Here is a 26,517-nt window from a genome sequence, read left to right as displayed (position 1 = left end):
GTTGTATAATAATGGGGAACAGCCGAATACTTATATAAGGATTCTGGCTATAGCGTTTCGCAAAAGATCCATTTTGTTAATGAAGTATATCCAAAATAAAATGCCCATCCAACTGTCAGAACGCGGATGTGCTGGTAATTTTCCTGCTGATTCTCCATAAGTTGAGAACTAGTGATTTTGCATGTGCTTCATTGGAATGGCTCGTAAATTTAGATAAAGAAGAAAATCGACATCTTTAAACTTGGATGTCATAAGAAGAGGTGAAATTTGTGAGTACCATTAAAATTATCCCATTAGGCGGCGTTCGCGAAAATGGAAAAAACATGTATGTCGCAGAAGTGGGCGAGGATATTTTCATATTAGATTGTGGGCTAAAATATCCTGAAAATGAGTTGCTGGGAATCGACGTCGTCATCCCAGATTTTACGTATTTAGAAGAAAACATTGATCGTGTAGCTGGTGTCTTTTTAACACATGGGCACGCAGATGCGATCGGGGCGCTTCCTTACTTGTTGTCGAAAATTTCTGTACCAGTATTTGGAACGGAGTTGACGATCGAGTTAGCAAAATTGAATGTCAGTCGTAACGAAGCAGCCAAAGGATTTAAGGATTTCCATGTGGTAGATGAGCATACAGAAATCGACTTTGGTGAAACAGTAGTGAGCTTTTTCCGTACCACTCACACGATACCAGATTCAGTGGGGATCAATCTGAAAACAAAAGAAGGTAGTATCGTTTATACGGGAGATTTTAAATTTGATCAAACGGCTATCCCGATGTATCAAACAGATTATGCACGATTGGCAGAAATCGGCAAAGAAGGAGTCTTAGCTTTACTGAGTGAATCGGCAAATGCAGAGAATCCTCAACCTGTAGCTTCTGAAGCTCAGATAGCTGATGAAGTATTTGATACGATCAAATATTGGGAAGGACGCATCATCGTCGCCTGTGTAGCAAGTAATTTGCAACGAGTGCAACAAGTATTGGACGCAGCAGAAAAAGCACAACGAAAAGTTGTCTTGACTGGTCAAGATTTCGAACGAATTATTCGAACAGCGATGCGTTTAGAAAAACTTCAATTACCAAGTGAAGATTTGCTTGTTACATTGAAAGACATGAAAAACTATGATCCAGAAGAACTAATCATTTTAGAAACTGGCCGAATGGGTGAACCCATCAAGTCTCTGCAAAAAATGGCAAACGGCACACACCGTAATGTCAAGATCGAAGAAGGGGATTTGGTTTATATCACTACTACGCCAAGCATCGCGATGGAAACAATCGTGGCGAAAACGGAAGATATCATTTATCGAGCTGGTGGAACAGTGAAATTGATTTCTGAGAATATGCGTGTTTCTGGTCATGCCAATCCTAATGATTTGCAATTGATGATCAATTTGATGAAGCCGACATATTTTGTGCCAGTTCAAGGGGAATATCGGGAATTAGCTGCTCACGCAGATTTGGCTCATGCAGTAGGGATGCCTTACAAAAATATCTATATTACTGGACGCGGAGATGTGCTGGAATATAAGAATAAACGTATGAGTGCTGCAGGAACTACAAGTGCAGAAAATGTAATGATTGATGGTTTAGGCATAGGCGATATCGGAAACATTGTTTTACGTGATCGGAAAATCTTATCAGAAGATGGGATTTTCGTAGCGGTTGTCACTATCAGCCGAAGAGAGAAGAAAATCATCTCAAAACCTCAAATCACTTCACGAGGATTCGTTTACGTAAAAGCTAGCCGTGATCTGATGAAAGAAAGTAGCAACATGATCGAAACGATCGTTGAGAAACATTTAGAAAGCAATGATTTTGAGTGGAGCAAATTAAAGCAAGACATTCGTGATCAATTAGGTCGTTACTTATTTGAACAAACAAAACGACGCCCTGTGATCTTGCCAGTCATTATGGAAGCTACTCAACGTCGAAATAAGAAATAAATAAATAAGAGTAAGATGGCTCTCTATAGAGTGCTCGTCTTGCTCTTTTTTTGAGGGAAACAAATGATTTTTGAATACAGTATCCCTCGTTCTATAATAAACGATAGAATAAAGGGAGTGGATCAATGATGAGTCAAACAAAAGTCGAACGTTATTTAGAAGAACAAAAAATCAGCTATCAACCACTTGATTTTAGTCATATAGTAGAAGGATCTTTCACAGAAGAACTACAAAAAAGAGGGATTGATCCAGCTTTGATATGTAAAACTCTCGTAGTAAAAGGGAACAAAACCGGGGTGATCATCGCATTGATTCCTTTGAATGATCATTTAGATTATAAAAAAACGAGACAAGTGACGAAAGATCGTAAAGTCGGTTTTCCTGGAATGGATTTTGTATTAGCACATACAGGCTATCCTCACGGAGCGAATACCCCTATTGGAATAAAACTCGCACATCCTGATTATTGTTTTTTAGCAGACAGTTCTTTAAAAGAAAAAGAAGAAGTGATTGTGTCGAGCGGTGAAATCGGGAGAAGCCTCCAGATAAAAGTAGCTGATTTAGAAAAAATCGTCCATCCTATTTACGCTGATTTAATTAGTTAAGTGACGAGAAGAGGAGCCAAGCAGAGAGCTCAAACTTGAGATTATATCTGCTTGGTACTTGGTGCATCCTGTATTATCTGTTACAATTACTTTGTGCATACTGTACTATCAATCCAATGAAAATATATTTAGTAACTATATTTTTTCATTGATGTGCAAGTAATGAAATCGGTTTTAATAAAAAAGATACAGAGAAAACGTGAGGTGTAGAATATGAAAATTACGTATCATGGACATTCTTGTTTAACGATTGAAATGGAAAATGGCCAACGTGTGATGATTGACCCGTTTATTACAGGAAACCCATTGTCAGATTTAACTGCAGAAGAAGTAAAGACAGATTGGTTGCTGATTACTCATGGACATAGTGACCATATAGGAGATATGATCCCTATTGCAAAAGAAAATCAAGCCACGGTTATCAGTATTGTTGAGATCGCTGATTATGCAAATAGCAGAGGAGTAGATTCATTCGGTATGAATATCGGCGGAAAACATGCATTTCCATTCGGCACAGTAAAATTCGTCCATGCACAGCATAGTTCAAGCTATGAAGTAGATGGTATCGTTCAGTATATGGGTGAGCCTAGCGGAATCATTATCCAAGCAGAAGGCAAAACGATTTATCATGCAGGAGATACAGCTTATTTCAGTGATTTAGGATTGCTTGCAGAGGAATTCGATATTGATGTTGCTTTCTTGCCGATTGGTGATAACTATACGATGGGACCAGAGGATGCGGCTCGGGCTGCACAAACAATTCGTGCCAAGAAAGTCGTTCCAATCCATTACAATACGTTCCCTGTTATTGAACAAGATCCTGAATCTTTTGTAGCATTACTGGAAGATAGCGAAGGAAAAATAATGAGCGTCTCGGAAACGCTGGAAGTGTAGGCAGAAAATGGCGACAAAACATGATTTGATTTTAGAATATATTGAAAGTTTACCTGTGGGCAATCGAATTTCTGTAAGAAGCATCGCAAAAGAATTGAATGTCAGTGAAGGAACAGCGTACCGTGCAATCAAAGATGCGGAAAATGTCGGACTAGTTTCAACGATTCAACGAGTAGGTACGATTCGTATCGAACGTAAATTAAAAAAACATATTGAACGTTTGACATTTGGCGAAGTCGTCAGGATCATTGAGGGGGACGTTTTAGGTGGCTCGGCAGGATTAGACAAGGTCTTGAATAAATTCGTCATTGGTGCGATGACTAAACATGCCATGGAACGCTATATTACACCAGGCTCACTGATGATCGTCGGCAATCGGGCGGAAGTCCAAAAATTAGCATTGGAAGATGGCGCTGCAGTATTGATCACAGGCGGATTCAATACGACTGCTGAGATTGCAAAGCTAGCCGATGAACTTGAAATGCCAATCTTGCGCACTTCTTATGATACATTTACAGTCGCTACCATGATCAACCGAGCATTAAGTGACCAATTGATCAAAAAAGATATTATGCTTGTTAGCGATATCTACATGCCGGCAGAAAAGACACATTATTTGCATCAGATGGATACGATATCTGATTATCAACGTTTGTCAGAAGAAACGCAACATTCACGTTTTCCAGTCGTTAACCGCCATCACCGTTTGATGGGGATCGTTACGGCAAAAGACGTTTTAGGGAAATCACCAAATCAGATCATTGATCGAGTGATGACGAAAGAACCAATCAGTGTAAAGAAAACAATGAGTATTGCTTCTGTTAGCCATCAAATGATCTGGGATGGGCTGGAAGTCATGCCGGTCGTTTCCGATGACTTGACATTGGAAGGCTTGATTACCCGGCAAGATGTAATGAAAGCGATGCAGCTTGTCCAGCGACAACCGCAGATTGCAGATACGATTTCAGATCAGATATCTGGAAATATCCATACGATTGATACCGATCGTGAAGGGAACCGTTTGGAAAACCCTAAGTTCAAATTTGTAGTGACACCACAAATGGTCAATGGTGTTGGAACCATTTCTTTTGGTGTACTTAGCGAAATCATTTCTGATGTCGCACAAAAAACAATGGTGATGAACCAAAAACGAAATATCTTGATTGAACAAGTGAACCTACATTATTTGCGGCTGATCCAATTGGAAAGCGAGTTGGACATTCGTCCACGTGTATTGGAAATCGGCAGACGTTCCGCTAAATTGGATATCGAAGTATTTATTGAAAATACCATCGTTTCCAAAGCAATCGTTGTTTGTCAAGTAATGGAACGTTCTTAGAAAGCAGGAGTGAAATGACAGTACAGCAAGAAATAGTAGATACAATAAAAAAATACGATAAAATCATTATCCACAGGCATTTGCGCCCTGATCCTGATGCGTTAGGATCACAAGTAGGATTAGCTGAACTATTACGGGAAAGTTTCCCAGAAAAAGAAATACGACAAGTAGGTGAAACGATTGAAGGTCTTCGCTTTTTAGCAGAAATGCAAGAGGTTGAAGATGCCTTCTATCAAGGAGCGCTAGTCATCGTGACCGATACAGCTAATTCACCAAGAATCAGTGATCAAAGATATCAGTTAGCAGAAAAGCTGATCAAAATCGATCATCATCCCAATGATGACCCTTATGGAGATCTTGTGTGGGTAAATACAAAAGCAAGCAGTTGTAGTGAGATGATTGCAGAATTTGCTTTGATGTTTCCTGAATTATTTAAGATGAACGTGGAAGCTGCACGGTTACTTTATGCGGGAATCGTCGGAGATACAGGGCGCTTTTTGTATCCCTCCACGACGTCCCGTACATTAGAGATTGCATCGATATTGAGAAATTATCCATTTGATGCAAGTGCTTTGAATAGAGAGATTGAGCAAATGCCGATGAAAGTCGCTAAACTTTCCGGTTATCTTTATCAAAATATCCAGGTGGATGAAAATGGTGCAGGAAGAATAATCCTTCCGCAAGAAATTCTTGATAAATATGGAATCGATGATTCAGAGACGGCTTCAATCGTTTCTCTTCCTGGAGTGATCGACGAAGTACTAGCTTGGGGTATTTTTGTTCAGCAGCCTTCAGGACATTACCGCGTACGCTTACGTTCTAAGGGACCAGTCATCAATGAATTAGCGAAACGCCATCATGGGGGAGGCCACCCATTAGCAAGTGGTGCGAATGCAAAAGATTTAGCAGAAGTAGAGGAAATCTATAAAGAGATTCAAGACATTTGCCAATCGTATAAGAGTAGAGAAACGAAGTAACAACTTCATTCGAAAACGTTCCTTTTGTGGTAAAAATCACAAATGTATCTTTTCAACATCTTCTTTTTCCGTTACAATAGTGCTCACTAAAGATTTTAAAGGAGAAAGAAGATGACATTACCAAATTGCCCAGAATGCGGCTCAGAGTACACATATGAAGATCGAGGTCTGTTGATTTGCCCAGAATGCGGGAACGAATGGAGCAAAGAAGAACAAAAAACTGTCATAGAAGACGGATTAGTGGTATTAGATGCAAATGGAAACCGTCTGTCAGAAGGCGATAGCGTGACAGTGATCAAAGATTTGAAAGTAAAAGGTGCATCAGGTGCCATTAAACAAGGAACGAAAGTCAAAAACATCCGCTTAGTAGAAGGCGACCATAATATCGATTGTAAAGTAGAAGGATTTGGACCGATGAAACTGAAATCGGAATTTGTGAAAAAGAATTAAAGAATATTCAAGGTCTTTTCACATTCTTTTCTTGCTACTAATGATAAAATAAAGGAAACAAAAAGGAGTGAAACGACAATGTATGGTTATGGAATGTATGGTTTTTTAGATCCGACATTTCTTTTGGTCATTCTTGGATTAGTCATTTCCGGAATTGCGTCTGCTTATGTCAATAGTACTTTCCGCAAATATGATCAAGTGAGAAGCAAAAACAACGTGACTGGTACACAAGCAGCACAATATATATTGCAAAGCCAACAAATAAATAATGTTGGCGTTCAACAAATTGCCGGAGATCTCACAGATAACTACAATTCAGGTAATAAGATGCTGAGCCTGTCTCAAGCGACTGCGCAATCTACTTCAGTTGCTGCGATAGGTGTAGCAGCTCATGAATGCGGACATGCGGTGCAAGATGCTTCGGGGTATGTTCCATTGAAGATCCGTGCGGCACTTGTTCCCGCAGCTAACTTTGGTTCGATGATTTCGTTCCCATTGATTATGGTAGGTGTATTGCTTAGTTGGAACTCTACGTTGATCAATATCGGGATTTTTGCTTTTTCTTTAGCGTTACTCTTCCAATTGGTGACATTACCAGTTGAATTCAACGCATCTCGTCGAGCAATCCAAATTTTGAGTGAAGGCGGACTGCTGACGGAAGAAGAAGTACCGATGGCAAGACACGTATTGTTTGCAGCGGCATTAACTTACGTTGCAGCGGCGCTTTCGACATTCTTGCAACTACTGCGTCTGATTTTATTGTTTGGCGGTAACCGAAGAGATTAACATAAACATACTAAGATTAGAGGGGAACATCATTGACGAATGATGTTCTCCTCTATTTTCTATTTTTAGATTATAGTGAAGAGTGAAAGAAAGTTCGAACAAAGCCTTGAGGACTACGAGTCCCTATCAAAAACCGAACTTCTTTACTGTCATTTTAGAATCAGGTTTACGTATGTTGGGGCCATGAGCCCGTGTATAGGAAATTGGAATCGAAATGAAGCAGTAAAGTTCTTTCAAAACTTAAAAAGGAGGAATACAAATGCCTTACATTCTTGCATTAGATGTTTCAATGGGACACAGCTACAGTGTCCTATACAAAGACGACACCTGCTTATTTGAAGACGAGATCGAACACACTCAAAGAGGATTTCATGCATTACTCGAAGAGATCCAGCACTTGCCTGAACGTCCATTGATTGTTTTTGAAGCAACGGGGATTTATTCCAGACCAGTCGAAAAGTTCTTTCAAGATCATCACTTTTCTTACTGTTTGTTAAACCCGTTAGAAGCGAAAAAGCAGATGGAAGAAAACACCTTACGCAGTTGGAAAACAGATAAATCGGATGCCCACCGGCTCGCACAGACTCATCTTAAAAATCAACGTCAGCCAAAAGAAGTACAAAGCAATTTTTACTTAGAGATGCGCGATTTAGCCCGTTTTTATCAAGAGATTGAGAAGAAAATCACTCGTCTGCGCATGGATTTACACAACTGCCTTCAGTTGACTTTTCCAGAGCTTGAACAGTTCTTTTCAAACAGGCTGACCCCTTACGCATTGACATTGATCCGTCTTTTTCCCCATCCAGATTTTGTATTGGCATCTACTCGGACAAAAATAAAAAATAAACTAATCAACGAAACACGGAAAAAAATCTCCGCGAATCGTGCCGAGCAAAAGGCAGATCAAATCATCCACTATGCACAGTGTGCCTATCCAGCTGTTGAAAAAGACAGTATCCACTGTCAAAAAACGATTTATTACGCCGAACTTCTCCAAGATTTACTCGAACAAAAAGAAGCACTGGCGACACAAATGATCAAAAAAGCCGAAGGCTCTCCTTGCTTTTTGTTGTACCAAACGTTCCCTGGGATCGGCGCACTCACAGCCGCTTTATTGCTCGGTGAATTAGGAGATATCACACGATTTAAAACCCATAAACAATTGAATGCCTTTGTCGGAATTGACATCCGACGGTATCAATCAGGTAAGTATACTGGCCAAGACCGCATCAATAAGCGTGGTAATCCCAAAGCACGGAAAATTATTTTCTTCACCATTCGAAATATGATTCGCCAGCAACGCGCAGCTCCTAATCATATTGTCGATTATTACTACAAATTAAAAAAGCAACCTATCCCTAAGAAAGATAAGGTTGCCACAGTTGCTTGTATGAACAAGCTTCTGAAATGTATGCACGCTATGGTTAGGGCACATACAGAGTACGACTATGCGTACGCGGTCTCAGTGGACCATTAACTAAACCACTTACAGTATACCACTTCTTTGCCCAGATCGAAAATTTTTTACGAACGAGGCTTTATTTGGTATGCCTTGATTTTGTCGCTTTCGTTTATGAGCTATTTTTCTTACACCTTTTACTTGACTAATCGTAGGAAAGAGGCTGGGACAGAAGCGTTTAACTCCAAGAAATAAGAAGGAATTCACGAAAATTGCTTTTCAAATTTTTGTGAATTTCAGCTTATTTCCGAAGGAGTTGCTTCTGCTTCCGCCGTTTATACGTGTTTAGAGCGTGAGACAAAAGTGTTCTTTACTTTTGTCCCACGCTCTTTGTTTTATTCTCATATCTTTTTTTCATATACAGTTCTTGAATCGCTTTTATCAACTCACCGAATAATACTGTATCGTGGTTTGTATCTAGATAGAAAGTTTCCGTTTCAGCTGATATTTTCTCATGCTGATCTGTAATAATCAAATCAGCATGTTCAGGACATTCGATAATCTTGATTGCTTCATTGCGAAATAGTTTCTGTAAATGACTTTGCAGATGGTAATTCCCTGTGAATGGTTTGGTTATCTGCAAGTGGATGAGTAACTGTTCTTTCATTTCTGTTTGTAATAAGTGTTGGATCAATTGACTAAGGTATTGACTTAATTGAACTTTTTTTCTAGAGTTTGAAAAAATTGTGTCGATTTTTTCTCTTAATTTTTTTTCCTGTATAAAAGAAGCTGTTTGATTGGAGGTAGTTTCTGGAAAGCAGAGTGTAGAAAAGCTACTGCTAGATTCACCTAACAGTTCCAAAAGAATAACTGCTAGTACGAGAAAATAAAAATAGATCGGTTTTTTGTCTTCCAAATGATTGATAGGAAACTGTTGAGTTAAGTAAGTCATCAATTGATCGACTTGTTGGCAAATAAGGTTTTTGCTTGTGGAAAATAAGAAACCAATCACCTGTTTTTGTTGGAATGAAATTTGATTTGGAAAAAAACAATAGAAAAAATAATTGAAGTAGGCTCTTTCCGTTTCTACCTCTTCACAGGGATAAATCGCTGAAAAAGAAGTAAAGCATTCTGAATAATCATGTGTACGCTGCAACAAATCCATTAATTCAGTAATTTCAGGAGAAATTTTCGAAAAACGTGCCTGTTGTCTGTTACGACATATGAATAAAGCAAGTAATAAATAGATGTTTTTTTCTTGTTTTGGATTTTTTTCTCTGTGCTCATCCTTACTTTTCTTTTTTAGTGTATTTAATTCAAGAGAGGAAAACGGCCAATCGTCTCCTTCGAATGTATCTGAAAGAAAAAAATAAAGATAAAGGCGGATAGATAATTCGTTTCCTTCAAGAACACAGCAGTTTTGTACAGATACGATCCTTAAATGGAATTTATTTAATGAATGATTGAGCTGTTTTGTCAGCTTTTCGAGATAGGAGGGCGATATATAAAGTTGTTCAAGTAAATACTTTTTTGGTACAGCAGATTGTGGATAATTGATCAGCAACATTAAATAATTAAAACGATTGGATTCTTGTAGGTAGCGTAATCTTAACTTATAAAAAACAGCTAGCTTTTTAGGCTGATCGGTTTCTTTGGTGTAGATCTCTCCTTTATGGTTAGAATAAATAAATTCCTCCATCAATAAAAATTGCTTGAGCGAAAAATTTACTTTCCGAATCAACTCTTTGATTGTTCGTTTTGGAATATGCAATTCATTGGCTAATTCCTGTAAAGAACAATTTTTTTTGAATGACCCTGTGCAGAACAAGCAACTCTTTTTTTCTTGCTTCAATTAACATAATAGCCTCCTTTTATTCTGTTTTTGTATATAGTTAGACAAAAACTGTGAGTGGAAAGTCATTTCAGTGTGTGTTATTCTCACAGAGTACCGCCTTTTGTTTGTATATATTGTTATTTAAATCTTGTTATCACCATGTTTATTCTATTGTTTATTTCATAGGATGTTTTGTCAAGGCTTTCTTGTATAAGAAGTAAATATACTTGATTTTTAATGGATATATCTAAAGTGATTATGAAGGTTATCAGTGATTATTTCGCTATTTTTTTAATTTTGTATGTTATTTATTAGAGGGTAGTTGAAGAGGGAAGGAGGTAAGAATAATGGGGAGAGTAACGAATTATAGTAAAGAATACTTGCTGTTCAAAAGTATGGTATATGTGGAAGAATATGGAATGAAATCAATTACTGCAAGAGATCTGGCGGATTTCTGCGGGTGCTCTACATATCCGATTTATACACATTTCAAATCGATCAGCGGGTTAAAGGAGAAAATATTAGAAGAAATCACTGTTTGCTTTGAACGATACTTAGCTGAATGCAATTCCAATGATGTTCTAAGCACAGTCTACTTGCTGAAAGATTTTTTTCTATCCATGAAAGTATCCGTGGAATCATTGCAAAATCTGAATTAGACATGAATTCGCTATTTAAACGGCCATTTTTCTCATACATCAAAAGCCACACGAAAGTCAAAGAAGAAAAGTTGCTTGAATTGCTTTGGCTTAATGCATTGGGAAGTTTAAGCTCAGATAATTTTTCTCAAGATTTTTTTGAAACGATGAACGCTGTTTGGGATAAAAACGAGGTGACGGATGAATACTTGGAAAGTATCTTAAAGGACCAGTTATCTTAGGAAGCAACATGAAAAAGTAGATCAGCCACCTTTATTTTTCGTAAAAAAGATTGTAAAATGTCTAACGAAACATTTGAATGAAGGAGGAAGCTACAACGTTACCACAGCAATTTATCAAAAAATACCGTCTTCTTTTAGGCGAAGAATCAACTGAATTTTTTTGCGCACTTGAGCAAGGAAGCGCAAAAAAAGGATTTCGGTGGAATCCACTAAAACCGGCAGGATTGGCTATGGTTCAAACTTACCATAGCGAAGAATTGCAACCCGCTCCCTACAGCAATGAGGGATTTCTTGGCACTGTGAATGGAAAGTCTTTCCTCCATCAAGCTGGGTACGAATATAGCCAAGAACCAAGTGCAATGATTGTTGGAACAGCTGCTGCAGCAAAACCCGGAGAAAAAGTATTGGATTTGTGTGCGGCTCCCGGCGGTAAATCGACCCAATTAGCTGCTCAAATGAGAGGCAAAGGGTTATTAGTGTCAAATGAGATATTTCCGAAACGCGCGAAAATCCTATCAGAAAATATAGAACGATGGGGAGTTTCGAACGCAATAGTGACAAATCATGCACCTGCAGAGCTTGTTCCTCATTTTTCCGGTTTTTTTGATCGGATCGTGGTTGATGCGCCTTGTTCAGGGGAAGGGATGTTCAGAAAAGACCCGAATGCAGTAAAAGAGTGGACAGAAGAATCTCCGCTACACTGTCAAAAACGTCAGCAAGAGATTTTGTCTTCAGCAATAAAGATGCTAAAACATGAAGGGCAGCTGATCTACTCTACTTGTACGTTTGCACCAGAAGAAAATGAAGAGATTATTAGCTGGCTTGTAGAAAATTATCCAGTAACAATTGAAGAAATCCCTTTGTCTCAAACCGTTAGTTCAGGACGTCCTGAATGGGGAAGCGTAGATGGTTTGGACAAAACAGTACGTATATGGCCTCATGAAAATCAAGGAGAAGGGCATTTTGTCGCAAAGTTGACTTTTCATGGACAAAACCCGACGTGTAAAGAAAAGAAAGTACGTAAGAAACGGAAAGAACAATTGACAAAAGAACAGGAAAAACTTTGGACGGAATTTTCAATGGATTTCCATTATGAAATCACTGGGAGACTTTTAGTGTTCAACGATCATCTTTGGGAAGTTCCTGAGTTGCTCCCTTCTCTTGATGGTTTGAAAGTCATGCGTACAGGTTTGCATTTAGGAGATTTCAAAAAGAATCGATTTGAACCTAGCTATGCCTTAGCACTTGCTATGAAAAAGACAGAAAACATCCCTTGTTTGTCGATCACTCAAAAGGAATGGCAATCTTACACAGCAGGAGAAACATTTCAACGTGATGGGGATCAAGGATGGGTTTTATTAGTATTGGATAAGATACCTGTCGGTTTTGGTAAACAAGTAAAAGGAACAGTAAAGAACTTTTTTCCTAAAGGATTAAGATTTCGCTGATTTCGATGAGTGGATTAGTTCGTTTATTTTTTTGTCTATGCTATGATTGAAGTAGATAAAAAGGAGCTGATACTTATGAAAACATCAACAAAAGTAACAATTGGATTAAGCGTAGCAGCCGCTGCCAGTGTAGCGACAGCAGTCGTCGTATCGGGAAAAGTAATGGAAAAGATCCATCATATGACTACTCGGACAAAAGTAAAAAAATTCGTCCATGACAAATTCGATGGAAATGAAAAATTGATGGAAATCGTAGATGATCTGTCAGATAGTGACTTGGATTCTTTGATGGGGATGTTAGCAAAAATAAAATCAGGAAAAAAGAAAATCTCTGTTTACGGTGATTCCATCAAAGACTCAACCGAAGACGTAAAAGATCGCCTTATGCATTTTGTTGAAAAAATGATGTAAGAGAAACTAGCTTTTGAACACTATTCATTCGAAATAAGGGGTTGTGACAAAATTTTTGTCATAACCCCTTTAACTTATCTTTAATCATGTTCATGAATCAATAAAAGGTAGCAAAACAGTAAATCATTGGCTTTTTTTAGATTGAAACCTGATTGTTCTTGAAATTTTTCGATTCGATATTTTAGCGTATTCCGATGAAGAAACAATGTTTTTGCAGCAGAGCTGACATTACCTAATTCATTCCATAATTCTTGAATAATCTCTTCCATTTCATTTTGTTTGATCAGTTCTATGTAACTTTTGATCAACGCACTATCTTTCATGACATCTTTTGTATAGTAATGTAAAGCAACATCTTGCATAGAAAAAGTACGGCTGTGAGTATAGAGATTGTTTTGCTCTGTTAAAAAAATTCTTCTTTCTTCAGCAAACAAAGGGACAAGGTCGCTACCTGGTGAATGAAAAGAACCAACGAATACAGACGTTGTCGTATCAAAATCAGCATCTAAAGATAGAAAAATACCATTGATCTCAGCAGCATCAAGATAATCACAATTTTTTTGTTCGATCAAGAGAGCATCAGTATCTGTATAAAAGAAGAAATCAGCAGAATAGCGAAATAATTCCAAAATAGTATCTTGCCATTCTTTTTTTAAGAATTCTCCTTTCGATTCGACGTGAAGCTGGATCAAGCGAAAGCTTTTTTCTTGGATGCAAGAAGCATCTTTAAAAAGATAGTGATACCATGGATGTTTTTTTTGATCGCTGACTATAGGGAATAACGCTTTCAAAAGACTAGTTTCTTGTTGGGATAGTGAATCGCTTTTGATCCAAATAAAAGCATCATCAACTGCAAAAGAAAGGATATCAGCTTCTGACGCTGGACAGCTTTTTTTCTGTGCTTGTGGGTAAAGAGCAAGTAATTTATTCATTTTCATCTTGTTCACCTCTTGTATTTATTTTACCATAGAAAAAAAAGTTAGTTACAGCCTTTTTGTCATATGCTAAAGTAAAACAAGAAAAAACAAAGGCAGGGAAGGATAATTGGTTAATACAAATCTTGATGCAGTAGATAAAGAAAAATGGATGCGCCTTGCATTGGCAGAAGCAAAAAAAGCAGAAGTGCTCCATGAGGTTCCGATTGGAGCAGTGGTTGTATTAGAGGGAGAAGTAATTGGAAAAGGATATAACCTTAGAGAAACGACACAAGATGCTACTACACATGCAGAAATGCTTGCAATCAAGGAAGCCTGTGAAAAAGTTGGAAGTTGGCGCTTAGAAAATGCGTCTCTTTTTGTTACCTTGGAACCTTGTCCTATGTGCAGTGGCGCGATGATTTTGTCTCGTGTAGCAGAAGTTTATTTCGGTGCATATGACCCGAAAGGCGGAACAGCCGGCACTTTGATGAATCTTTTGGAAAACGAACGATTCAACCATCAAGCGTATGTAGAAGGTGGCATTTTAGAAGACGAATGCGGGATGATTTTGACTGACTTTTTTCGAAAGCTACGTCAGCGAAAAAAGAAATTAAAAAAAGACTAGTCAACGAATGAAAAATAAGGTATACTATTCTTTGCCGAAAGGCTAGGACAATGGTGGGCTTGTGAAGCGTGTCAGGTCTGGAAGGAAGCAGCACTAAGCAGGTTCCGCCATGTGTCTGATTATAATGAAACGACGACAGACTTTCGGGTCTGTTTTTTTTTTATTTCTAGAAATAATTAGGCTATAAAACTGAATGGTTTTTCGTTCTTTTAGCCAGACTATTTTATCGAATATTATACTTATGTAATTTGCTTTTAGGCAGGAAAAGCTCTGAAATGGAGCTTGTTTCAATGGAAGAAAAAGCTGCCTGTGGTATGATGAAGATAAAGAGAGGCGAGAGGACACATGGAAAAAATAGTGATTTTACATACGAATGATCTGCATTCACATTTAGAAAATTGGCCAAGGATCAGAAGATTCTTAGATCAGCGTAAACGAGAAAACGAAAAGAAAGAAAATACAACAACGATTACAGTCGATCTAGGTGATTTTGTGGATCGTTGGCATCCATTATCAGAGGCAACGAATGGACAGGCGAATATCTTGCTGATGAATGAAGTTGGTTATGATGCAGCGACGATAGGAAACAATGAAGGCGTAGGAAATTCCAAAGAAGATCTAAATCATTTATATGATCATGCTGAGTTTGATATCATCCTTGATAACTTGTTCGATAAAAATACGTTGCAGCCACCGATATGGACGAAACCGTATAAAATCATTACAACGAAACACCAGACAAAAATTGGCTTGATTGCATTTACTGCCCCGTTCCCGCTTACGTATAATCCAAATGGCTGGGACATACGCAATCCATATGATATTTTGCCGGAATTAGTCGAAGATTTACGTCCACAAGTGGATGTTTTAGTTTTGATGAGTCATCTCGGGATTCAAGATGATTTACAAATTGCAAAAGAAATACCAGCAATTGATGTTATTTTAGGTTCGCACACCCATCATTTATTCAGAGAAGGTCATGTAGTCAACGATGTCCAAATAGCAGCAGCTGGCAAATACGGTCAGTATGTGGGAGAAGTCCATTTAACCATCGATGAAGAAAAAAAAATCCTTAAGCATTCGGCCAAAGCCATCCCTACAGAAACAATGACAGCTTTTACAGAAGATGAACAAGAGGTAAACGGTTACTTAGAACAGGGGCATGAGCTGCTAAAAGAAAAAGAAGTAGCGGATTTGCCGTTTTCTTTAAGCCTAGATATCTTCAGTGAGCATTCGTTTATCCAAGTAGCCCTTGAGGCGGTGAAAGAACGAGGAAAGACGGACGCCGCAATATTAAACAGTGGTCTGTTTTTAACTGAAATTCCAAAAGGACGTGTCAATCAAGATCAGCTTCACACGGCATTGCCGCATCCAATGCACTTGCTGAATGTCACATTGGGTGGAAATGATCTGATTCGTTTAGTTTTAGAAATAGAAAAAAATCGTCTTTTTTTACGTAACTATCCGATGAAGGGAATGGGATTTCGCGGCAAGATTTTTGGACAGATGGTCTATAATGGAATCACGTATGATTCTGTTAACCACCAAGTCTTTTGGAAGAACAAGCCAGTCGATCCGACTAAAAATTATACTTTTACTACCGTCGATCATCTAATGTTTGTCCCATTTTTTCCAACGATCGAAATTGTTGGAAAAAATGAATTTTTGTTTCCTGAATTTATCCGAAGCGTGGTAGGAGATTACTTGAAAGCTCACTACCCAATCAAATAAAAACAAGGTATAATAAAAAAGATAGGTGGTGAACGCATGTCTGCAAAACAAAATGAACAGCAGAACGTTGAGCATAAAACAGAAATTGCTAAGAAAAAATCATCAGCTGAACAGGAAAAAACAGTCACAGAAGAATTGACAGCTGCTTTGGAAGAAATCGTCGAGGAGCCGAAAGCAGAAAAAGTCAAAGGTGAATTAGTGACGCTGTTAGATGACAGTAATTTTTTGGTAGGCGAAAGACATTATCGGCTTGTGTCCGATTATCGTGAAGGATTTAATGCAGAAAAACTGGGAGAACGATACAGTGATGTATTAGCCCGATATGATTATATCGTAGGAGATTGGGGTTATGAACAACTACGTTTAAAAGGATTCTTCCGAGCGGATAATCGACGGGCGCATCCGGATCAGCGAATTGATTCATTGGAAGACTATCTTTACGAATATTGCAATTTTGGTTGTGCGTATTTTGTCATCGAAAGAATCGGCGGTAAAAAAGAAAAGACAACTCAGCGCCGAAAAAAGAAAAAAAACCATAATCGTGCGTATATCGATGAGAAAAAAGGACCAGTCACATCGAATCGCAAAAAACCGGTTATTAAAAACCGAAAAACAGAGTCAGCAAAAACCTCTGAAAAAGTAAAAAAACAGGAACAATCTAAACAAGTGGAAAAAACAAAAACAGCATTTACGATAAGAAAAAAGGAAGAGTAGTGGATGAATGGATTATAAAGGATATTTAATTGATTTAGACGGGACGATTTATCGCGGGACGGAACCTATACCGGCAGGAAAACGGTTTGTGGAAGAATTACAAAAAAGGAAATTGCCTTTCTTATTTGTTACGAATAACACGACTAAGTCGCCAGAAACAGTGGCTAATCGTCTAGCAGATGAGTTTGACATTCATGTAGCACCAGAAACAGTTTATACAGCTACTTTGGCTACAATTGATTTCATGAAAACAGATGGAAAAGGAAAAAAAGTGTATGTTATCGGAGAAGCCGGATTGATTGACTTGATTTTAGCTGCCGGATTTACATGGGAAGAAGAGGTTCCTGACTATGTTGTAGTAGGGCTAGATAATTATTTGACCTATGAAAAGGTCGTCAAAGCAACTCTTGCTATTCAAAAAGGGGCTACTTTCATTGGAACGAATCCGGATAAGAATATACCTACCGAACGAGGTCTTCTTCCTGGAGCTGGGTCAGTCATCTCTTTCGTCGAGACAGCAACCCAAACTCCACCAATTTATATCGGAAAACCAGAAGCAATCATTATGGATAAAGCCGTTGAAGTATTAGGTCTGCAAAAAGAAGAAGTAATCATGGTTGGAGATAACTATGAAACAGATATCCAAGCAGGGATACGTAATAATATCGATACTTTGCTCGTTTTATCAGGTTTCACAAAAGAAGAAGATGTACCTGGGCTGCCTATCCCAGCTACCTATGTGAAACGATCATTGGATGAATGGAGCTTCTAATATGAAAAATTCGAGATGGCGGTGGTTGGAATATGCCGGATTATTCAGCCTGTTTCTGACGCTGATCAGTTTGGCAGTTGGTGTGACGATCAATTTTCGACCGCTGTATGTATTTGATATCGGACATTTGCATATTTTGGATTATACTTCTTTAGACCAAGAGACATTACTGAAAAATTTTGATCACCTGATGAATTATCTTAATAATCCCTTCCAAACAGTCCTCAGTTTGCCGGACTTTCCAGTTTCTGCTAGCGGAGCTCATCATTTTTATGAAGTGAAAATTTTGTTTTTAGTGGATTATGCTGTATTTTTCATCACTCTGATCCCAAGTATTTTGTTTATCAGATATTTGCAAAAGAATGATCGTCTTTGGCGATTGATTCGTCCGTTTCAGATTGGCATGTTGCTGCCAGTTATTTTCGGTTTTTTCATGATGATTGGATTTGATCGCTTTTTTATCCTTTTTCATGAAACGTTTTTCAACAACGATGACTGGTTATTCGATCCTGTAACTGATCCAATCATCAATGTACTTCCAGAAGAATTTTTCATGCATAGCTTTATCTTGTTCTTTGTAGTATTAGAAGTATTTTTTGCTATTTTTCTTTTCTTAGGGAAAAATAGTTTGAAACAAACAAAAAAGAAAGAACTCGTCTAAATAGACGTTTTCTTTCTTTTTTTGATTTATTGAGTAAGTCGACTTCTTTTTTCTGGTTCTTTGTGTGCTAATCGACTGGCAGCAGCAGCGGCGATTGCTCCGACGATATCATCTAAGAAGGTATGGACATGAACGCCATCGTGGCTGTTTAGTTCTTTTAAAATACCAGGTTTCACTTTATCGATATAGCCATAGTTCGTAAAGCCAATCGTACCGTAAACATTCACGATTGATAAAGCTAAGATCTCATCGATACCGTAAAGACCTTCGTCATCTTCGATAATGTGTTGCAACGGATCCATCAATCTTTTCTTTTCTGCTAATATATCTAATTGGATTCCGGTGATAATGGCGTTATGTACTTCACGTTTTGTTAATACGCTGTTGACACTTTCAGTACAATCTGCCAAAGTCAAATCAGAAATATAGTCTTTTTGTAAAAACATGACAAGTTGTGCGATATCTTCTACAGTTACGCCACGTTCCTTCAATAGTTCTCTTGCTTTTTCTTCTAAAGTCTCAGTTTTGACGACCATATTATTGCTCCCCCTTTATTTTTCTTTCTCTATTTCATGTTAACGGAACATGAAAAAAATGCAAGAAACTGCTTTCGGATCTCGCTTGAAATGCAGAGGAATCTAAAAAATCAACTAGGACGAAGATTTTTATCATATAAGCTTGTGCTGTGACCAGGCTGAGTCCGTTCTTTTGGATTAATGTAGTGTAATGCATTGTTCACTGCGGTAGGTGCTTCACCGAGCCCAGTAGCAATCAGTTTCACTTTTCCTTCATAGGTACAGATATCACCAGCTGCATAAACACCTGGAATAGAAGTAGACATATCTGATTTTACAGTGATGGCATTTCTGGTACTATCAAGTCCCCAAGAAGAGAGATGTTCTAAATTAGAAGTGAATCCATAATTGACGATCAGAGCATCAATCATCAAATCAATTGTTTCATCGCTCTTCACTTTTTTTAAGCGGATATCTGACAGTTCTCCATCGTTTCCAGACAATCCATCGATTAGATATGGAGTAAGCAAGTTGACAGATGAAGACTTCAAACGTGATACGCTATGTTCATGCGCACGGAATTCCGGACGACGATGGATCAGGTAAACTTCGCTTGCAATAGGCTCCAACATCAATGCCCAATCGATAGCAGAATCACCGCCTCCAGCAATAGCAACTTTTTTTCCGGCATATTTCATCAAATCATTTACGAAATAATCCAATCCGTGGTTTTCGAATGTTTCAGCATTATCTAAATTCAATTTTCTTGGCTGGAATGAACCATTTCCTAAAGCTAAAATGACTGCTTTAGAATAATGTATGCCTTTATTTGTAGTGATCTCGATAACTTCGTCTTCACGAGTAAGCGAGAGAACTTCTTCTTTTAAATGAAATGTATGGTTAAAAGTAGTTAACTGTTTTTCTAATTGATCGATTAATTCACTTGCTTTGATTGCTGGATAACCTGGGATATCGTAAATATATTTTTCAGGATATAATGTTGCTAATTGACCACCAAGTTGAGGTAGACTGTCAATGATTTTTGTTTTAGCTTGGCGCATTCCTGCATAAAAAGCGGCAAACATCCCCACAGGACCTGCACCGATAATTGTAATGTCATAGATTTCCATAAAAAATTCCTCCCTTTTCACACTATAGCAGAATTTAATTGAGAATGCTTCTCAAAAACATTTGAAGTTGAAATGGCCAGTCATAGAATTTATTCATGGAATGCAGGCAGTGATGAAAAAATAAAGAAAAACAAATCTAGTATTTTTACGGAAGGTTAGGTATTATGTTATTATTATTTATGAAGTATGCAAATAATAGGAGGAAACAATATGGGATTCCCACAACTAGATTTAAAAAGTGAAAAAGGACCAAAAGCTGTTATCAAAACAAACCGTGGTGATATTACTGTTCAATTATTCCCTGAACTAGCACCGAAGACGGTTCAAAATTTCATTGAACTTTCCAAAAAAGGTTATTATGATGGCGTGATTTTTCACCGTGTTATTCCTGATTTCATGATTCAAGGCGGCGATCCAACTGGAACAGGAATGGGTGGAGAAAGTATTTATGGAGAAAGTTTTGAAGATGAATTCAGTCGTGAACTGTTCAACCTTCGCGGAGCTTTATCTATGGCAAATTCAGGTCCAAACACAAACGGAAGCCAATTCTTTATTGTAAATAACACAAATGTGCCAGCTAATATGCTTGGACAATTAGAAGGTGCTGGATTCCCATCAGAAATCATTGAAGCGTATAAAGGTGGCGGAACCCCTTGGTTAGATTTCCGACATACAGTCTTTGGACATGTACTGGAAGGAATGGATACAGTAGATGAAATTGCAAATGTGCAACGTGGTCCACAAGACCGCCCTGTACATGATGTAGTGATAGAAACAATTGAAATTTCAGAATAGTTTGGTATGATACGGAGTAATTATAGAAAAGGACGAAACCTAGTAAGGTCTCGTCCTTTTACTTTGATAACTGATTTATTCGATTGTTTCTAAAGCGTGCTTGATTCGATGGAGTCCTTCTAGTAAAGTTTCTTCTGGACAAGCAATATTCAAGCGCATATGTCCATGACCGGAAGGCCCAAATGTGATACCAGGATTTAATACGACTTTTCCTTTTCTCACTAGAGTGTTCTCTAATTTCTGGTCGTCTGAAATATAAGCGGTAAAATCCAACCACATTAAATAAGTTCCTTCAGGGTTCATTATTCTCACTTTCGGAAGATGCTGTTCAAAAAACTGATTAACTGTTTGAACATTTTTTTCTAGATAAGGAATCAGTTGACTTAACCATTCTCCACCGGTCTCATAAGCCGCTTGAGTCCCAATCAAACCAAAAGTGTTGATTTCGTGCTGTTGATTCATCACTAGATGTTTTTCAAATTTATCTTTCAGCTCTGGATTTTTGATAAATACCATTGAATTTTTGATTGCAGCTAAATTGAAAGTCTTTGTTGCAGAAGTAAAGGCAATGAGCAAATCGTCCAAATCGGGATTAATCGTCAGCATGGAAGTAAATGTATGATCGAATAAAGTCAAATCTTGATGGATTTCGTCACTAAACAGAAACACTCGATGTTTTAAACACAATTCGCTTAACTGTTTCAATTCTTCTTTGTTCCAAACGCGACCTCCTGGATTGTGAGGATTGCACAAGATCATTGCTTTTACATTGTTTTCTTCTATTTTTTTCTCCATGTCAGAAAAGTCCATGACAAAATGATTATTTTTTTCTAGCAAAGAGCTTCGAACAATGTGACGTTGATTTGTTTCTATAATAGAAGAAAATGGAGGATAAACTGGGTCGTGAATCAAAATAGAATCACCTGGTTTTGTAAAAGTTTGTACTGCTGCAGCTAAACTAGTTAACACACCACTTGTAAAAACAATATTTTCTTTCGTCAACTCAACAGCATGGCGTTGACGTTCCCAATGAATGATAGCCTGATAGAGTTTATCAGACAGAGTGGCATAACCAAAGATTCCGTGTTTGATGTATTCACTAAACGCATTAGCTACCCCCTCGGGAGATAAGAAATCCATATCTGCTACCCACAAAGGAAGTAAATCATCCATTTGATATGTCTCGGCAATCGCGTCCCATTTTACACTTTCTGTATCTTTTCTTGAAATCTTTTTATCAAATTCGATCATCTCAATACCTCCAGTCATTTTCGTCGCTTCTTTTTTTGAGCTATTTACAGTATAATGATAAATGCGAAGAGAGGGAAGTAGATGACTTATAAAATTGGACAAATAATTGAAGGAAAAGTAACAGGGATACAGCCTTATGGGGCATTCGTCTCTCTTGATAATGAGACGCAAGGACTTATTCATGTTTCGGAAGTACAATCCGGTTATACGAAAAATATCCATTCATTGTTAAAAGTCGGGCAGCCAGTAACCGTTCAGATCATCGACATTGATGAATATTCCAAAAAAATCAGTTTATCTTTAAGAACATTAGAAAAAACAAATCCAGCTGTTCCTTATCGTAGAAAAAGATATTTCACGAATAAAAATCGTAAAATCGGTTTTGCTACTATTGCGGAGCAGTTACCTATTTGGATAGAAGAAGCGTTATCTGAATTAGAACGGAAAGAAAATAAGAAATAAAAAGTGTGTATTTTTTCTGAAAATGTGCTAGAATTTTTATGTAAGCCATAGAACAAGGTGATCGAGGTGGAAATTTTGGCAAGCAAAAGAGTTGCTGGTACAATTATGTTGCATTTGGAGGATGGTTCTAAAAAATTTTTGGTCCATTCAATTGATGACAAGTTGGAATTTGCGTTAGCGGAACTTTCTGAAGGGAAGACTGGTTTAGCGAATATACTTAATTTCTTAAAAGAAATAGTTCATATCGATGTTAGCAAGATTAGTTTGATGGAATTGACAAATACACATATTAATCAGGAAAATGTTCCGTTGTTTGTCTTTGAGACTGAACAAAAGAATCAAAGAGAAGAATTAGGCGAAGGATATATTTGGGAAGAACCAGGTCAAATGCGCTCTGTTCTTGGAACTTACGAAGTAGAGGGAGTGCCTTTCTTCTAAAATACAGATTAAGCGAACAAAGAAGTTTGAATTTTTTTCAAACTTCTTTTTTTATTGTTTAATCCAGAAAAGACATTGAAATGTTCTGCTATAGATAATTTTTTAGTGCATTTTGTTTTCAAAATATGTAGAAAACGTTTGTATAACGAATAATAATAATTGATCGAAAAATCATTTCACAAAGTAATGCTTAATTTATAGTTGACCGAGGAAGAAATACATGATAAATTTAACAGCGTTGATTCTGGAAGCGGACGTTATATCACGTTTCTGAAAAAAACTTAAAAAATAGTTATTGACATGTTGATAATGACATGATAAGATAACTGAGTCGTTAAAAAAGAACAACTTGCGAAGCTTTATTCTATCGAAAAAAACTTCAAAAAAGTTCTTGACAAATAACAAACGATGAGTTACGATAAATGAGTTGCTGAAAGATTTTGAAAAACGAAATCAAAAAAACTTTTAAAAAAGAGTTGACAATCACTTGTCACTCTGATATGATATAAAAGTTGCTACGGCAGCCAAAAACAAATCGGAAAAACACTTCCGATGAAGTAGACCTTTGAAAACTGAACAAAGTAAGACAAACCAAATGTGTAGGGCGTCTTGATTCAATTCAAGACAACAAACATTTTTAACAAGCAAGCAATATGCTAGCAAACAAATTGAGCTTAACAATCGCAAGATTGTTCGAACTTTTTATGAGAGTTTGATCCTGGCTCAGGACGAACGCTGGCGGCGTGCCTAATACATGCAAGTCGTACGCTTCTTTTTCCACCGGAGCTTGCTCCACCGGAAAAAGAGGAGTGGCGAACGGGTGAGTAACACGTGGGTAACCTGCCCATCAGAAGGGGATAACACTTGGAAACAGGTGCTAATACCGTATAACAATCGAAACCGCATGGTTTTGATTTGAAAGGCGCTTTCGGGTGTCGCTGATGGATGGACCCGCGGTGCATTAGCTAGTTGGTGAGGTAACGGCTCACCAAGGCCACGATGCATAGCCGACCTGAGAGGGTGATCGGCCACATTGGGACTGAGACACGGCCCAAACTCCTACGGGAGGCAGCAGTAGGGAATCTTCGGCAATGGACGAAAGTCTGACCGAGCAACGCCGCGTGAGTGAAGAAGGTTTTCGGATCGTAAAACTCTGTTGTTAGAGAAGAACAAGGATGAGAGTAACTGTTCATCCCTTGACGGTATCTAACCAGAAAGCCACGGCTAACTACGTGCCAGCAGCCGCGGTAATACGTAGGTGGCAAGCGTTGTCCGGATTTATTGGGCGTAAAGCGAGCGCAGGCGGTTTCTTAAGTCTGATGTGAAAGCCCCCGGCTCAACCGGGGAGGGTCATTGGAAACTGGGAGACTTGAGTGCAGAAGAGGAGAGTGGAATTCCATGTGTAGCGGTGAAATGCGTAGATATATGGAGGAACACCAGTGGCGAAGGCGGCTCTCTGGTCTGTAACTGACGCTGAGGCTCGAAAGCGTGGGGAGCAAACAGGATTAGATACCCTGGTAGTCCACGCCGTAAACGATGAGTGCTAAGTGTTGGAGGGTTTCCGCCCTTCAGTGCTGCAGCTAACGCATTAAGCACTCCGCCTGGGGAGTACGACCGCAAGGTTGAAACTCAAAGGAATTGACGGGGGCCCGCACAAGCGGTGGAGCATGTGGTTTAATTCGAAGCAACGCGAAGAACCTTACCAGGTCTTGACATCCTTTGACCACTCTAGAGATAGAGCTTCCCCTTCGGGGGCAAAGTGACAGGTGGTGCATGGTTGTCGTCAGCTCGTGTCGTGAGATGTTGGGTTAAGTCCCGCAACGAGCGCAACCCTTATTGTTAGTTGCCATCATTCAGTTGGGCACTCTAGCAAGACTGCCGGTGACAAACCGGAGGAAGGTGGGGATGACGTCAAATCATCATGCCCCTTATGACCTGGGCTACACACGTGCTACAATGGGAAGTACAACGAGTTGCGAAGTCGCGAGGCTAAGCTAATCTCTTAAAGCTTCTCTCAGTTCGGATTGCAGGCTGCAACTCGCCTGCATGAAGCCGGAATCGCTAGTAATCGCGGATCAGCACGCCGCGGTGAATACGTTCCCGGGCCTTGTACACACCGCCCGTCACACCACGAGAGTTTGTAACACCCGAAGTCGGTGAGGTAACCTTTTTGGAGCCAGCCGCCTAAGGTGGGATAGATGATTGGGGTGAAGTCGTAACAAGGTAGCCGTATCGGAAGGTGCGGCTGGATCACCTCCTTTCTAAGGAATATTACGGAGACTACACAATTTGTTTTTACTTTGTTCAGTTTTGAGAGGTTTACTCTCAAACACTTTTGTTCATTGAAAACTGGATATTTGAAGTAAATGTAAGTAATACAAACCGAGAACACCGCGTTGAATTTGAAAGCTAAACAAATTGTTTAGCCTGAAGCAAAATAGGCGGACGGCCATAAAATCGTTGATTTTATGAGGCGATCGATCTTTTTGCCGCACAGGCTGATTTGTGAGCTGGATAGAGTTTTTTAATAAGTTCAATTGCTTATTTTCTTGATCTAACTTCTATCGCTAGAAGAAGGATCAAAACCCAACCATAAGGTTGATAAGGTTAAGTGAATAAGGGCGCACGGTGGATGCCTTGGCACTAGGAGCCGATGAAGGACGGGACTAACACCGATATGCTTTGGGGAGCTGTACGTAAGCTATGATCCAGAGATTTCCGAATGGGGGAACCCAGCATCTTTAATAGGATGTTACGATTGTGTGAATACATAGCACATTCGAGGTAGACGCAGAGAACTGAAACATCTAAGTACCTGCAGGAAGAGAAAGAAAATTCGATTCCCTGAGTAGCGGCGAGCGAAACGGGAAAAGCCCAAACCAACAAGCTTGCTTGTTGGGGTTGTAGGACTCCGATATGGTCGTTCTTTCAGATAGTCGAATGACTTGGAAAAGTCAGTCAAAGAGGGTAAAAACCCCGTAGACGAAATGTGGAAGACACCTAGGAGGATCCTGAGTACGGCGGAACACGAGAAATTCCGTCGGAATCCGGGAGGACCATCTCCCAAGGCTAAATACTCCCTAGTGACCGATAGTGAACCAGTACCGTGAGGGAAAGGTGAAAAGCACCCCGGAAGGGGAGTGAAATAGAACCTGAAACCGTGTGCCTACAACAAGTCAAAGCCCGTTAATGGGTGATGGCGTGCCTTTTGTAGAATGAACCGGCGAGTTACGATTGCATGCGAGGTTAAGTTGAAGAGACGGAGCCGCAGCGAAAGCGAGTCTGAATAGGGCGTTTGAGTATGTAGTCGTAGACCCGAAACCATGTGATCTACCCATGTCCAGGTTGAAGGTGCGGTAAAACGCACTGGAGGACCGAACCCACGTACGTTGAAAAGTGCGGGGATGAGGTGTGGGTAGCGGAGAAATTCCAAACGAACTTGGAGATAGCTGGTTCTCTCCGAAATAGCTTTAGGGCTAGCCTCGGAATTGAGAATGATGGAGGTAGAGCACTGTTTGGACTAGGGGCCCATCT

At 38.9% G+C, this 26,517-nt stretch carries 22 protein-coding genes, 2 rRNA genes, 1 other RNA gene and 2 pseudogenes (1 of these 27 only partly in view); 22 read left to right on the top strand and 5 right to left on the bottom strand.

The genetic code is table 11. The features are described 5' to 3' along the window. Positions 1-269 precede the first annotated feature (269 nt). The 8 genes from IGK53_RS09945 to IGK53_RS09910 all read left to right on the top strand — a co-directional run bounded on the left by IGK53_RS09945 (position 270) and on the right by IGK53_RS09910 (position 8,477). Positions 270-1,949 (top strand): ribonuclease J, encoded by a 1,680-nt coding sequence (locus IGK53_RS09945; protein WP_002291023.1) that lies wholly within the window; start codon positions 270-272, stop codon positions 1,947-1,949. Positions 1,950-2,074: 125 nt separating this feature from the next. Next, positions 2,075-2,554: a YbaK/EbsC family protein gene (locus IGK53_RS09940; protein WP_002291021.1), complete on the top strand. Its 480-nt coding sequence runs from the start codon at positions 2,075-2,077 to the stop codon at positions 2,552-2,554. Between the two features lie 213 nt (positions 2,555-2,767). Further along, on the top strand, positions 2,768-3,448 hold the full coding sequence (locus tag IGK53_RS09935; RefSeq protein WP_002291020.1) for a metal-dependent hydrolase: 681 nt from the start codon (positions 2,768-2,770) through the stop codon (positions 3,446-3,448). A gap of 7 nt (positions 3,449-3,455) precedes the next feature. Then, on the top strand, positions 3,456-4,787 hold the full coding sequence (locus IGK53_RS09930; protein WP_002291018.1) for a DRTGG domain-containing protein: 1,332 nt from the start codon (positions 3,456-3,458) through the stop codon (positions 4,785-4,787). Positions 4,788-4,801: 14 nt separating this feature from the next. Further along, complete coding sequence (locus IGK53_RS09925; protein WP_002291016.1) at positions 4,802-5,764, top strand: DHH family phosphoesterase; 963 nt, start codon at positions 4,802-4,804, stop codon at positions 5,762-5,764. A gap of 111 nt (positions 5,765-5,875) precedes the next feature. After that, positions 5,876-6,214, top strand: coding sequence for a zinc ribbon domain-containing protein YjdM (locus IGK53_RS09920; RefSeq protein ID WP_002291014.1), 339 nt, complete (start codon positions 5,876-5,878; stop codon positions 6,212-6,214). Positions 6,215-6,292: 78 nt separating this feature from the next. Further along, positions 6,293-7,000 carry a zinc metallopeptidase gene (locus IGK53_RS09915; protein WP_002287139.1) on the top strand — a complete coding sequence of 236 codons (708 nt, stop codon included), beginning with the start codon at positions 6,293-6,295 and terminating at the stop codon, positions 6,998-7,000. Between the two features lie 259 nt (positions 7,001-7,259). Further along, positions 7,260-8,477 (top strand): IS110 family transposase, encoded by a 1,218-nt coding sequence (locus IGK53_RS09910; RefSeq protein ID WP_002341111.1) that lies wholly within the window; start codon positions 7,260-7,262, stop codon positions 8,475-8,477. A 292-nt stretch (positions 8,478-8,769) separates the two neighbouring features. Here IGK53_RS09910 and IGK53_RS09905 read toward each other — a convergent pair. Further along, a pseudogene (locus IGK53_RS09905) lies at positions 8,770-10,258 on the bottom strand (helix-turn-helix domain-containing protein). A 319-nt stretch (positions 10,259-10,577) separates the two neighbouring features. On the opposite strand from IGK53_RS09905, the pseudogene IGK53_RS09900 reads away from it, so the two are divergent. The 3 genes and pseudogenes from IGK53_RS09900 (at position 10,578) to IGK53_RS09890 (ending at position 12,972) form a co-directional block, all read left to right on the top strand. Further along, a pseudogene (locus IGK53_RS09900) lies at positions 10,578-11,113 on the top strand (TetR/AcrR family transcriptional regulator). A 77-nt stretch (positions 11,114-11,190) separates the two neighbouring features. Then, complete coding sequence (locus IGK53_RS09895; RefSeq protein ID WP_002335488.1) at positions 11,191-12,561, top strand: RsmF rRNA methyltransferase first C-terminal domain-containing protein; 1,371 nt, start codon at positions 11,191-11,193, stop codon at positions 12,559-12,561. Between the two features lie 75 nt (positions 12,562-12,636). After that, complete coding sequence (locus tag IGK53_RS09890; protein ID WP_002291007.1) at positions 12,637-12,972, top strand: hypothetical protein; 336 nt, start codon at positions 12,637-12,639, stop codon at positions 12,970-12,972. 80 nt (positions 12,973-13,052) lie between these two features. Here the strand turns inward: IGK53_RS09890 and IGK53_RS09885 are convergent, their stop codons facing one another. After that, a complete protein-coding gene (locus tag IGK53_RS09885; RefSeq protein ID WP_002315790.1) occupies positions 13,053-13,910 on the bottom strand; it encodes a helix-turn-helix domain-containing protein in 858 nt (285 codons plus the stop codon). Between the two features lie 106 nt (positions 13,911-14,016). On the opposite strand from IGK53_RS09885, the gene tadA reads away from it, so the two are divergent. From tadA to IGK53_RS09855, 6 genes are all read left to right on the top strand, one after another. After that, entirely contained in the window at positions 14,017-14,514 is a 498-nt protein-coding gene (tadA, locus tag IGK53_RS09880) for a tRNA adenosine(34) deaminase TadA (RefSeq protein ID WP_073357764.1), read from the top strand. A 39-nt stretch (positions 14,515-14,553) separates the two neighbouring features. Continuing rightward, positions 14,554-14,640, top strand: an RNA gene (gene ffs, locus IGK53_RS09875) — signal recognition particle sRNA small type. Positions 14,641-14,859: 219 nt separating this feature from the next. Continuing rightward, complete coding sequence (locus tag IGK53_RS09870) at positions 14,860-16,245, top strand: bifunctional metallophosphatase/5'-nucleotidase (protein ID WP_002291001.1); 1,386 nt, start codon at positions 14,860-14,862, stop codon at positions 16,243-16,245. A 36-nt stretch (positions 16,246-16,281) separates the two neighbouring features. Continuing rightward, positions 16,282-16,959, top strand: coding sequence for a YutD family protein (locus IGK53_RS09865; RefSeq protein ID WP_002335489.1), 678 nt, complete (start codon positions 16,282-16,284; stop codon positions 16,957-16,959). Positions 16,960-16,966: 7 nt separating this feature from the next. Further along, positions 16,967-17,731 (top strand): TIGR01457 family HAD-type hydrolase, encoded by a 765-nt coding sequence (locus IGK53_RS09860; RefSeq protein WP_002290999.1) that lies wholly within the window; start codon positions 16,967-16,969, stop codon positions 17,729-17,731. A 1-nt stretch (position 17,732) separates the two neighbouring features. Next, on the top strand, positions 17,733-18,392 hold the full coding sequence (locus tag IGK53_RS09855) for a TIGR01906 family membrane protein (RefSeq protein ID WP_002310190.1): 660 nt from the start codon (positions 17,733-17,735) through the stop codon (positions 18,390-18,392). A 26-nt stretch (positions 18,393-18,418) separates the two neighbouring features. On the opposite strand, the gene IGK53_RS09850 is transcribed toward IGK53_RS09855, so the two are convergent. Together IGK53_RS09850 and IGK53_RS09845 are read right to left on the bottom strand one after the other, a co-directional pair. Next, the gene (locus IGK53_RS09850; RefSeq protein WP_002290997.1) at positions 18,419-18,928 is read right to left on the bottom strand and encodes a phosphatidylglycerophosphatase A family protein; all 510 of its coding nucleotides are present in this window, start codon (positions 18,926-18,928) and stop codon (positions 18,419-18,421) included. Between the two features lie 110 nt (positions 18,929-19,038). Continuing rightward, entirely contained in the window at positions 19,039-20,037 is a 999-nt protein-coding gene (locus tag IGK53_RS09845; protein WP_002290995.1) for an NAD(P)/FAD-dependent oxidoreductase, read from the bottom strand. Positions 20,038-20,247: 210 nt separating this feature from the next. Between IGK53_RS09845 and IGK53_RS09840 the strand changes: the two genes are divergently transcribed. Beyond that, a complete protein-coding gene (locus tag IGK53_RS09840; RefSeq protein ID WP_002290993.1) occupies positions 20,248-20,832 on the top strand; it encodes a peptidylprolyl isomerase in 585 nt (194 codons plus the stop codon). A gap of 75 nt (positions 20,833-20,907) precedes the next feature. On the opposite strand, the gene IGK53_RS09835 is transcribed toward IGK53_RS09840, so the two are convergent. Then, entirely contained in the window at positions 20,908-22,101 is a 1,194-nt protein-coding gene (locus tag IGK53_RS09835; protein WP_016853423.1) for a MalY/PatB family protein, read from the bottom strand. Positions 22,102-22,164: 63 nt separating this feature from the next. Between IGK53_RS09835 and IGK53_RS09830 the strand changes: the two genes are divergently transcribed. From IGK53_RS09830 to IGK53_RS09815, 4 genes are all read left to right on the top strand, one after another. Further along, the gene (locus tag IGK53_RS09830) at positions 22,165-22,545 is read left to right on the top strand and encodes a CvfD/Ygs/GSP13 family RNA-binding post-transcriptional regulator (protein WP_002290989.1); all 381 of its coding nucleotides are present in this window, start codon (positions 22,165-22,167) and stop codon (positions 22,543-22,545) included. 75 nt (positions 22,546-22,620) lie between these two features. After that, complete coding sequence (locus IGK53_RS09825; protein ID WP_002310196.1) at positions 22,621-22,983, top strand: hypothetical protein; 363 nt, start codon at positions 22,621-22,623, stop codon at positions 22,981-22,983. Between the two features lie 700 nt (positions 22,984-23,683). Continuing rightward, positions 23,684-25,244, top strand: a 16S ribosomal RNA gene (locus tag IGK53_RS09820). A gap of 344 nt (positions 25,245-25,588) precedes the next feature. Beyond that, a 23S ribosomal RNA gene (locus IGK53_RS09815) occupies positions 25,589-26,517 on the top strand (it continues 1,986 nt past the right edge of the window). Together the 16S and 23S rRNA genes form the textbook arrangement of a ribosomal RNA operon.

Source organism: Enterococcus sp. DIV1224 (assembly GCF_050555455.1).
GTDB classification, from domain to species: Bacteria; Bacillota; Bacilli; order Lactobacillales; family Enterococcaceae; genus Enterococcus_B; species Enterococcus_B lactis.
This window is presented reverse-complemented; position numbering and strand designations above follow the sequence as displayed.

What these genes read in the sequence shown, in the direction of transcription:
- IGK53_RS09860 (WP_002290999.1), top strand. Translation starts at nt 16,967, where the DNA reads ATGGATTATAAAGGATATTTAATTGATTTAGACGGGACGATTTATCGC.
- IGK53_RS09920 (WP_002291014.1), top strand. Translation starts at nt 5,876, where the DNA reads ATGACATTACCAAATTGCCCAGAATGCGGCTCAGAGTACACATATGAA.
- IGK53_RS09830 (WP_002290989.1), top strand. Translation starts at nt 22,165, where the DNA reads ATGACTTATAAAATTGGACAAATAATTGAAGGAAAAGTAACAGGGATA.
- IGK53_RS09895 (WP_002335488.1), top strand. Translation starts at nt 11,191, where the DNA reads ATGAAGGAGGAAGCTACAACGTTACCACAGCAATTTATCAAAAAATAC.
- IGK53_RS09930 (WP_002291018.1), top strand. Translation starts at nt 3,456, where the DNA reads ATGGCGACAAAACATGATTTGATTTTAGAATATATTGAAAGTTTACCT.
- IGK53_RS09855 (WP_002310190.1), top strand. Translation starts at nt 17,733, where the DNA reads ATGAAAAATTCGAGATGGCGGTGGTTGGAATATGCCGGATTATTCAGC.
- IGK53_RS09890 (WP_002291007.1), top strand. Translation starts at nt 12,637, where the DNA reads ATGAAAACATCAACAAAAGTAACAATTGGATTAAGCGTAGCAGCCGCT.
- IGK53_RS09910 (WP_002341111.1), top strand. Translation starts at nt 7,260, where the DNA reads ATGCCTTACATTCTTGCATTAGATGTTTCAATGGGACACAGCTACAGT.
- IGK53_RS09915 (WP_002287139.1), top strand. Translation starts at nt 6,293, where the DNA reads ATGTATGGTTATGGAATGTATGGTTTTTTAGATCCGACATTTCTTTTG.
- IGK53_RS09885 (WP_002315790.1), bottom strand. Translation starts at nt 13,910, where the DNA reads ATGAAAATGAATAAATTACTTGCTCTTTACCCACAAGCACAGAAAAAA.
- IGK53_RS09865 (WP_002335489.1), top strand. Translation starts at nt 16,282, where the DNA reads ATGTCTGCAAAACAAAATGAACAGCAGAACGTTGAGCATAAAACAGAA.
- IGK53_RS09850 (WP_002290997.1), bottom strand. Translation starts at nt 18,928, where the DNA reads ATGGTCGTCAAAACTGAGACTTTAGAAGAAAAAGCAAGAGAACTATTG.
- IGK53_RS09840 (WP_002290993.1), top strand. Translation starts at nt 20,248, where the DNA reads ATGGGATTCCCACAACTAGATTTAAAAAGTGAAAAAGGACCAAAAGCT.
- IGK53_RS09870 (WP_002291001.1), top strand. Translation starts at nt 14,860, where the DNA reads ATGGAAAAAATAGTGATTTTACATACGAATGATCTGCATTCACATTTA.
- IGK53_RS09835 (WP_016853423.1), bottom strand. Translation starts at nt 22,101, where the DNA reads ATGACTGGAGGTATTGAGATGATCGAATTTGATAAAAAGATTTCAAGA.
- IGK53_RS09935 (WP_002291020.1), top strand. Translation starts at nt 2,768, where the DNA reads ATGAAAATTACGTATCATGGACATTCTTGTTTAACGATTGAAATGGAA.
- IGK53_RS09925 (WP_002291016.1), top strand. Translation starts at nt 4,802, where the DNA reads ATGACAGTACAGCAAGAAATAGTAGATACAATAAAAAAATACGATAAA.
- IGK53_RS09845 (WP_002290995.1), bottom strand. Translation starts at nt 20,037, where the DNA reads ATGGAAATCTATGACATTACAATTATCGGTGCAGGTCCTGTGGGGATG.
- IGK53_RS09940 (WP_002291021.1), top strand. Translation starts at nt 2,075, where the DNA reads ATGATGAGTCAAACAAAAGTCGAACGTTATTTAGAAGAACAAAAAATC.